Annotated in this window: 7 protein-coding genes and 2 pseudogenes; 7 read left to right on the forward strand and 2 right to left on the reverse strand. The window is 38.1% G+C overall.

The genetic code is table 11. The features are described 5' to 3' along the window. Positions 1-668: 668 nt before the first annotated feature. Positions 669-1,130: an NUDIX hydrolase gene (locus ACIPKN_RS23190; protein ID WP_400940674.1), complete on the reverse strand. Its 462-nt coding sequence runs from the start codon at positions 1,128-1,130 to the stop codon at positions 669-671. Positions 1,131-1,496: 366 nt separating this feature from the next. Here ACIPKN_RS23190 and ACIPKN_RS23195 point away from each other — a divergent pair. From ACIPKN_RS23195 to ACIPKN_RS23215, 5 genes and pseudogenes are all read left to right on the forward strand, one after another. Then, a pseudogene (locus ACIPKN_RS23195) lies at positions 1,497-1,796 on the forward strand (IS110 family transposase); the annotation flags it as partial. Positions 1,797-2,127: 331 nt separating this feature from the next. Then, positions 2,128-2,472 carry an ArsR/SmtB family transcription factor gene (locus ACIPKN_RS23200; protein ID WP_400940677.1) on the forward strand — a complete coding sequence of 115 codons (345 nt, stop codon included), beginning with the start codon at positions 2,128-2,130 and terminating at the stop codon, positions 2,470-2,472. A gap of 29 nt (positions 2,473-2,501) precedes the next feature. After that, on the forward strand, positions 2,502-3,014 hold the full coding sequence (locus ACIPKN_RS23205) for an SRPBCC domain-containing protein (protein WP_400940679.1): 513 nt from the start codon (positions 2,502-2,504) through the stop codon (positions 3,012-3,014). Between the two features lie 381 nt (positions 3,015-3,395). After that, on the forward strand, positions 3,396-3,776 hold the full coding sequence (locus ACIPKN_RS23210; RefSeq protein WP_400940682.1) for a VOC family protein: 381 nt from the start codon (positions 3,396-3,398) through the stop codon (positions 3,774-3,776). Positions 3,777-3,919: 143 nt separating this feature from the next. Next, positions 3,920-4,351: an HD domain-containing protein gene (locus ACIPKN_RS23215; protein ID WP_400940699.1), complete on the forward strand. Its 432-nt coding sequence runs from the start codon at positions 3,920-3,922 to the stop codon at positions 4,349-4,351. 64 nt (positions 4,352-4,415) lie between these two features. Here the strand turns inward: ACIPKN_RS23215 and ACIPKN_RS23220 are convergent. Further along, positions 4,416-4,496 (reverse strand): annotated as a pseudogene (locus ACIPKN_RS23220) (YjcZ family sporulation protein); the annotation flags it as partial. Positions 4,497-4,647: 151 nt separating this feature from the next. Between ACIPKN_RS23220 and ACIPKN_RS23225 the strand changes: the two are divergent. Next, positions 4,648-5,496, forward strand: a complete 849-nt coding sequence (locus ACIPKN_RS23225; RefSeq protein WP_400940684.1) for a collagen-like domain-containing protein — start codon at positions 4,648-4,650, stop codon at positions 5,494-5,496. Between the two features lie 1,377 nt (positions 5,497-6,873). Further along, positions 6,874-8,955, forward strand: a complete 2,082-nt coding sequence (locus tag ACIPKN_RS23230; RefSeq protein ID WP_400940687.1) for a serine hydrolase domain-containing protein — start codon at positions 6,874-6,876, stop codon at positions 8,953-8,955. The last annotated feature ends 428 nt before the right edge of the window (positions 8,956-9,383 follow it).

The raw sequence follows: 9,383 nt of genomic DNA on the forward strand, positions 1-9,383 counted from the left end.
ATGGCTCAAACAACGCCTGCGCAAAGCTTTCTCTCGAAATGAGATGTGCAGGAAAGTACATATTTGGGTGAAGAGCTATATGTAAACTTAGAATCTGGAACAGGGAGAATTTTACATGCAATTAACAGATGTTTTTCCTATAATATCATTAGGTACACCATTTTTTATAACTTTATCAATAGTATCTATTGTGATTGGACTATGCCTGATTTTTTGGGGTCTTGTGAAGCAAAAAAATCATAAAGTACGCTAGCGACATGTTGTATTGTTTTAGGATTTTTAATTATAATTACTCATACAATCCAAATAATTGCGAGAACAATTTAATGTTATAACAAAAATAAAACAGCTAAGCTAGTACAAAAATTGTGACTGCTTCATCAATATCAAAAAGCCGATTTCTCAGTATTCAAATTGAAAAATCGGGCTTTTTTGTTCCATGAATTTAATAAATCCAAAATGACTAAATAGCTTATACTTCTTGAACATTAGCACCTGTTACTAAATAGCCCAGTTCACATGGAAAGATCTTTATGTAAAAAATTTATGATTGAATCGTTTACCTTTTTAGCATGGACTTTTTTAGTGCCAGAGATTTTATTTTCATGGGAGTTGATTAAGAAAAAGGTTGTTATCTCTACCCTTTTTGATGGTCGAACTCCGTCAGATTATTTTATTATGGGCAAAGTCACTTGGTTTACCCAATCCTGAATGAATCGCTCTTGATGTGCGTTCAAAAGTGGTAGGTCATTGCGAGTAAAGAATCTATGTTCGTGGCTTTCTTCTGTTTCATGAATTAATTCTCCTAAAAAACTACTTGAATGGAAAATAATCTGGATGCTGAAGACCTTATCTCCATTCGGATATTCTGCAAATCCTTCTCCTCCTGAATAAAGACCAAACAACTCTAATTGTTCAACTATCAATCCTGTCTCTTCAAATGTTTCGCGGACAGCAGTTTCAAGAAAGGTTTCTCCAGGCTCCATAACACCGCCTGGGATACCCCAAACATCCCGATCTTTTCGATGTTGTAGTAAAATTTGATTCTCTTGTTCAATAATAATTCCACAACCAACAGTCATTAGCACTTCATTTCCAATTAACTTACGAATTGTTTGTATGTAGTTCATTATTTCCCCCTTAAATCATTAATTTTTATTTATTCTTTTAAAGTTAATACGATTATTGTTCCTATAAGTTCCAATTTTCGAAAATTTTTATTAAATTTAACTGCCCCATTAGCCATCCATGTAGCGTAAAAACTAGCGTTACACCACAGAAGATGAAAATGTACTCAGAACGGGTATTGAATACTACGGCTGGGAGAGGAAGGTCGATAAACTATGGTGCCTTAAGCCCTTCCGTTAGTCTGACTCCAACGACCTCGGTGTATCACTGACTGTCGCTCCCTCACGGGAAGCACTCATAGGAGATTCATCCTACTCAGGTTGCCGCACCAGCCCCTAATTTGATTGGCCGTAGAAAGGATGTTTCTAATGGAAGTCATCATTGAACGTGTATGTGGTATGGATATTCATAAGGATTCGATTACCGCATGTATTATGACACCAGAAGACAAAGTGATTCAAACCAAAACGTTTTTTCTATTGCAGTTAATTGATTGGATTAAAGAACATGGTTGTACGCACGTAGCTATGGAAAGTACAGGTGTATTTTGGAAGCGTATTGTAAACATACTCGAGGCTGAGAGTATCAAATTTTTAGTTGTAAATGCCCAACATATCAAAGCGGTTCCCGTTCGTAAGACTGATGTTAAAGATGCGGAATGGATCGCCAAGTCTCCCTGTAAAGTTGTAATATACAAAGGGAATCAAAAATGTACTTGGTTAAACAGGCATTTTCGTACATATTTATTTCAACGTTTATACTTAAGTAATAGCAAGGATTGAAGAGGGGGTGTTTCTATAATTAAGTGTTTTGCTATTAGTATTACTATATTAAAGTGAGAGACAATATTTTGGCTTAAAGGTTGAAGTGGGCTACTTTCTTCAATATTCCTTGACAGGAATATTCTAATTGAGTTATATTGCGATTAACAGGATCATAAAACCTGTGCTGATGTAGATGATAATTTACCGGCGACCATCATTTTACGAGGTGAGCGACATGTCAGGGAAAGTTCTAGGAGTAAACTTAATGACGTTGAGTGCTTTGTCTGAACCAAATCGCATGAATATCGTTGAACTCCTGCGCCAGGGTCCTCTAACCGTGGGTGAGATTGCCAACCAACTGGGATTGAGGCAACCTCAAACTTCAAAGCATCTAAAAGTACTTAGCGACAACGGGATTGTGGAAGTACATGCTGAAGCTAACCGTCGAATCTATAAGCTCCGGCCCGAGCCATTCCAAGCGCTGGATTCTTGGATACAGTCCTTCCAGGGTGTAATGCAAGAAAGATTCGATAATTTAGATGAATATTTGAAAAAATTGCAGAAAAAAGAAAAATCATAAAACCATTTCATCATCAAGGAGGAACTACCATGTCTAACAATTCAATGATATCAAGAGTAGAGAACGATCGCGTACTTATATTAGAGCGCGTTTTCGATGCACCACGAGACTTACTATTCAATATGTTTAAAGAGCCAGAACATCTGAAACATTGGTGGGGTCCGAGAGGATGGGAAATCCCAGTCTGCATAGTTGATTTCCGTCCGGGAGGCGTTTGGCACTACTGTATGAAGTGCGTCGATGAAAACCTAGGTGACTTTTTTGGTATGGAAGCATGGGGAAAAGGGGTTTATAAGGAGATTATTGAGCCTGAGAAGATCAGCTATACCGATTACTTTTCGGATGCTGAAGGTAATTCGAATGACTCCATGCCGTCGACCGAGATTACATTGGAATTCGTCGATTTGGGAGGAAAGACTAAGCTAATAAATCGTGCAGAATATGTGTCTGCAGAGGCCCTTAAGACCGTTATGGATATGGGTATGCTTCAAGGCATCGCAGAAACTTGGGACCGTTTGAATGAGCATGTGCAGTCGCTATAGTAAGGGTTCATCACCAAAAGTTGTGGATGACTTTTGTTAAAACGTCTACTATGTAAAATAGATGATTGGAGTGGAGACTGGGCGACTCCTCGGGGATCAGCAATAGAGGAACGAAGGCTAAAAGCATCACATCCTGTGATAACGCCTTCGTGACCAACATCGTGTTGGCCCGAGACCCTGCAGCGCAGCGGATGTTTTCTGTGCGAAAGCGTAGCGACAGCAACACCAAAAGCGGCTCATCGGACGCCCCCAGGAAGCTCTGCTCTGCGCGAAAGCGAAGCGGCAGCACCAAAGCGCCCAGTCGGAACGGAAATCAACCACACGTTTTGGTGATAATCCATAGTAAGCAAAGTAAGACATTTTAAGGGAGTATAAAAATCAATGATTAATAAAGTCGGTCAACTCATGTTGTATGTTAATAACCAGGATGAAGCAAAAGAGTTTTGGACAGAAAAAGTAGGGTTTAGTGTCATTTCAGAGGAAGATAACGGCCAAGGAATGAAATGGATTGAAATTGCTCCAACCAAAGAAGCAGAGACAACAATTATTCTCCACAATAAGGAATTAATTGCTAAAATGCAACCTGAAATGAATCTTGGTACACCTTCTCTGATGTTCTTCTCTGAAGATTTCGATAAATTATATAATGACCTTTTAAATAAAAACGTTATTGTCGGAGAAATTGTAAATATGCCTTCAGGTAGGATATTTAATTTTGCAGATAATGAAAACAATTACTATGCAGTAATGGCAGCAAAATAATTTTTTAATCAATTTATGAGTGCGGTGCTTGAATAAAAGCATCGCATTTTACTATTGTTCAGCAAAGAGTTGTTGAAAGGAGAAGTGAAATGATAATTAGTAGTTTATTATTTGCGAAAGAAAAGCACGAAGAGTAAACAAGAATTGGTGGAAAACCTTATATCAGTCACCCCATTGAAGTTGCAAGTATTTTAGAGAAAAAGGGCTTTTTAGATACTAAATATATTATAACAGCCCTTTTTCATGATTTATTAGAAGATACAGACGCAAGCGAACAAGAGATTTTCTTTTATGGAGGAAAAGATGTTCTAACTGCTGTGAAAATCTTAACTAAAAGTAAGGGCTACAAAATGGAAGTATATATCCAAGATATTAGAAATAATCCCATTGCCAAAATGGTGAAATTAGCAGATCGACTTCACAACTTGTTAAGTGCTTTGGTTGCTAATGAAAAGTTCCGAAAACGTTATGTGAAAGAGACGGAAGAATTTTATCTCGATTTGGCTAAGGGTACACCTTTTGAAGAAGACATTCTAAAGGCTTTAAGTGCATTAAAGGATACTTTCCAATACTGAATGCTTTGAGGAAAGAAACTACAAAAGGGTCATCAGGCTGGAGGCGACCCTTAAATCGAAAATATTAATACTCTCTATTCATGAAAGTAGAGACGATAGTAATTAGAAGTATAAATAGAACAACATTTAAGGCAAATGATGAACTATTACCATTTCCGCTACGATAGTAAACGTAAAATAAATTTAATTATATTATTGGATTACATTTATCTATTTTTTAGGTCATATAACCTAGTGATATGTCTAATTCAATATTTCTAATAAAAATATTATGAATTAGGGGAGGAGGTGATCCTATGAAAATTAATAACTTTCAAAGTGGGTTGAACGGAGAAACGGGAGAAACTGGACTGCAAATAATAGAGGGGAGAATAGGAGCAACAGGTCCAACTGGGCTTCAAGGAATAACAGGAAAGACAGGAGCAACAGGAGTAACAGGTCCAACTGGGCTTCAAGGAACAACGGGCACGACAGGAGCAACAGGAGCAACAGGTCCGACTGGGCTTCAAGGAATAACAGGAGCAACAGGTCCGACTGGGCTTCAAGGAATAACAGGAGCAACAGGTCCAACTGGGCTTCAAGGAACAACGGGCACGACAGGAACGACAGGAGCAACAGGAGCAACAGGTCCGACTGGGCTTCAAGGAATAACAGGGGCACCAGGAGCAACAGGTCCAAATGGGCTTCAAGGAATAACAGGAGTAACTGGCACTACTGGTCCAACAGGTTTGAATGGTCCGGGCCTAATGGAAGTTTACTTAAGTACAGATCAATCCGTTGCAAACAATGATTTTCTTGGGATTGGAAGTGCATCAGCTACTTTCATTAAAAATACATTTGTTGTTCCTCAAAATGCAGTTATAACAAGTTTAACTCTTAATATACGAGATCATAATTTAACTGCTGGTGATACTGCATCTGCACAAATATATTTAAGTACAAATTGTGGTTTTACTGCCCCGGTACCTACTGGTATCATAGCAACCATTACAGGACCTAGTACATCTGCTTCGCCAAATTGTTGTACAACTACAACGTCAAATTTCTCAGTAAATAGTTGTACTCTTCTGTCTGTAGAAATAACAACTTCTGGTGGATCTTTTGCAAACGGTGTATCAGCAACTATTCGATATCATTCCCCTTAATGAAAATATTACTAACTGAAACCTTTTGGGGAAACAAATTTAGAAAAGAGTTTTGAAAAAGCCGCAATAACGTGGCTTTTTTACATATTATCATTATATAATATAATTTGATTTATTTGCTTACGCTCCTACTATTAAATATTCCTGTCCAGAAATTGAGTGAAGCAATGAAAATTGCCGTTCGAAATCCAACGTATTTAAAGGATATTAAAAAAACAAATAAGGAAAACTGCTTTAAAGTTTGGAATTAAGACTCTTTTGCCATTAAGCGCCGTTACTCACAGTGCAATATTTGCCTACTGGTGTTACTACAGGATGGTAATATTACGAGAAGTATAAGAAGATGGATTATTATAATTTTGCAAGTCTTGTATATAGAAAACAGGGTACATCTTGGTGCTAATTAAAAGAAGATAGAAATTGAATATAAAATTAATGATAAGTGTAATTATTTATTAACAATGAATATCGTAGGATTTTATATTTACAGAAATAGCAAAGGCTGTTTAGTTACCCTGATGAAAGCATGGATGATTTTTACAAATCGATGCCATTGTTTTTGTTTTACTTGTATTTAACGGATGGTGATTTATGTTATTGAAAGTCTTATAGCAGTATAAATCCCAATTATGTATAGAAAACTTTGCTCATAAGTAGATGATTTTAATGGAGAACATAGAAGACTTGGCTCTATTTCATTGTCTAAGTCTGCTTTTTCTTAACATCATAACAATAGCAGGTTATCGGCAAAAGTTGTCTTTCTTCCTTCTGTCATAGCTTAACTCATTCCTTTACTTGAATCTTTTAATTTATTATGACCTGTATATTTTTTTACCCACCTTTTTAAAACAGAGGTACTGCTAATCTCATATTTCGCCAACACCTCCATCTGTGCACAGCTACTAATTTTAACTCTTTTGGATATAATCTACATGAAGTAGCTTCTTGTAATCCTTCACGTCCACCTGCCACATAATTTATTTTCCATATATATAAAGTTTGATGATCTAATGAAAACCTTTCACACAATTCATTGATAGAATAGTAACCTTCTTCAAGTAATATGTAGTTTCAATTCGAGTCCTTAGATAAATAGATTTTATTTTTTAATCTGTCCATAAAAGGTAGCATATCATTCAGCCGAGCTGGTCTTTTTAATTTTCTTAGTCATAATCAACCATAAGCCTTAAGCCTGATATGGTATCAGTCTATCACTGTATTTACGAGTAAATAAAACTTTGATATTCTATTTATGGGAAATATTTCTTGTTAAAGGGGGAATCAAGGTGTTGAAGTGAACAAAAAAATTATATTTGTGAGGGCATTAATTATTGTTTTAGGAAGTGTATATCTAGAAATCAAGGAGGCAATTCATTTATGAAAAATAAACTATCTGCGGTGTTAGCTGCTACGTTAGCGTTAACGATGAGCCTACCAACAGGGACGATGGCGTTTTCTAGTAGTCAGACTATGGTTGTCGCTAGCCAAGAATTAGCTAGTCAAGAGCTGAAAAAGATTGCGGCAGAGAAGGCTACCCTACTCACGAAGTCCTATGAGACGACTAGCGTACAGTATGCGCTAATTGATAATGGCAAACTTATTTTGTCGGGTCAGACAGGAAAGAATGATATGAAAGGGAAACAGCCGCTGACCAAAGATACCCTATACGGGATTGGTTCAGTCAGTAAAATGTATGCAGCGGCGGCTGTAATGAAATTGGTCGACGAAGGAAAAGTCAATTTGGATGCTCCTGTCGTCCACTATGTTCCTGATTTCAAGATGAAAGACGAGCGTTACAAAAGCATTACGCCGCGTATGCTGTTGAACCATTCCTCCGGCTTGCAAGGTAGTACGTTTAGTAATACATTTTTATTTAAAGATAATGATACCTATGCCCATGATAACTTGTTGCGGCAATTGTCAAACCAGCAATTGAAGGCGGACCCTGGCGCGTTCTCTGTATACTGCAACGACGGCTTTACGCTTGCCGAGATTATGGTGGAAAGAGTCAGCGGTATGAGCTTTACCGAATTTATACATCATCGATTTACAAAACCCTTAAAGCTAAATCATACGAAAACGCCGCAGGACAAATGGGAAAACGATAAGCGGGCTGGACTTTATTTTCCAACGTACCAAGGGCAGCTTCCTACTGAATCGGTGAATGTGATTGGTACAGGAGGGATCTCTTCCACAGCAGAAGATATGGTGCGATTCTCACAAATATTTATGGGACAGGGAAAAGGAATCCTCTCTGATAAGGCTGTCAAAGCGATGGAGCAAGAGGAATATAAAAAAGGAATGTGGCCAGGGGATGGAGATAATATTGTCAATTATGGTCTTGGCTGGGATAGTGTGAAACTATATCCATTCAATGAATATGGGATAAAGGGCTTGGCTAAAGGCGGCGACACGGGACTGCAACATGCTTCACTGGTCGTACTTCCCGAACAGAAGATGGCAGTAGCTGTATTGTCATCCGGCGGTAGCAGCACTACAAATCAATTGATGGCGACTGAATTACTGCTCACAGCGCTTAAAGAGAAGGGCACAATTAAAGAAATCAAGCCGAACAAATCTTTTGGCAAGCCGGACAAGGCTAAGATGCCTCAAGACGTAGCAAAGAAAGCGGGTTTTTACGGCAATAGTTTCAGTCATTTCAAAATAGAAATAGCGAAGAATGGAGAACTGATCTTACCATCTAATCCAGAAGAAAAATATGTATTTACTGCGGATGGAAGCTTTATTAATGAGTCAGGTACCTCCAAGCTCAACTTCGTCACTGAGAAGAATAGACGAACATATTTGAAGGAAAGCACATTTATATCGATGCCAGGTTTAGGGCAAGAGGTGGTTACTTACTATTTAGCCGAGAAACTAGAAGACAACGTGTTATCGAAGGAAACCACTGCCGCATGGGCAAATCGGGAAGGCGTCAAGTACTATCTTATAAACGAGAAATATAGTTCTGCTCAATATCTCTTACCAATGATGCTTACAACACAAATTAATCGTAATAAAGGTCTAGAGGGTTATTGGGACGGCAGAAAAATTACTGGCCCAAACACGGCTGCGCATCAGCTTCAGATCCCCGTGATGACAGGCCGTGATACGACGGAATCTCGTTTTTATACTGAAGGCGGTAATGAATACATGGAGATGTCCGGATTGTTATACGTAAGTGGAACCAGCGTGAAACCGCTTGATGCAAGCCAATCATCCAAAGTTACACTACAAGAAAGTGGGCATGCAAGATGGTTTACGATCCCACAAACGGTAGCAGGGAAAACGATGACTGTGGCATTGCCATCGCAGAGTTCGTTCGCGGTGTATGATGAAAAGGGAGTATGTATTAATTTTACCGTTGTGAGCGACAATAACAAAGTAAAACTGCCGAAAAACGGAACGGTTGTATTTGCTGGCGCGCCGAACTCGGAATTTGCAATCACGTTGAATTAATTAATTTAAGTGATGTACAGCAACAAAAGCCTTCCGCAGTTACTAGTAAATATCGCATCTTAACAGGCACATACGCTACAAAACAAGCAGCTGAAAATGTCTTAGATGTATTAAAGCATCGTTTCGGTTGGGTAGCGTACATCGAACAATGCTAATTGGCGTGTTAAAACAGGAACGTTTACTGGAATGGCTGCAGCACAAGGTGGAGCTAGTAAAATTAAAGCAGCTAAGTTGGCTCAAGTAACAAATATAGTAGCTGAATAGTTTAATGTCCAGGTACTCAATTTGATATGCTCCCTATTAGGTAGACAGATTAAAAAATAAAATCTGTTGATCTAAGGGGAGTATTTTTTATGGGGCGAAGCAAACATCCACTCGAGTTAAAACTACATATCCTTCAATTGTTTGAAGAAGGTAACTATTCTATC

This window comes from Lysinibacillus sp. NPDC086135 (assembly GCF_044746345.1).
In the GTDB taxonomy this organism is placed as follows: Bacteria; Bacillota; Bacilli; order Bacillales_A; family Planococcaceae; genus Lysinibacillus.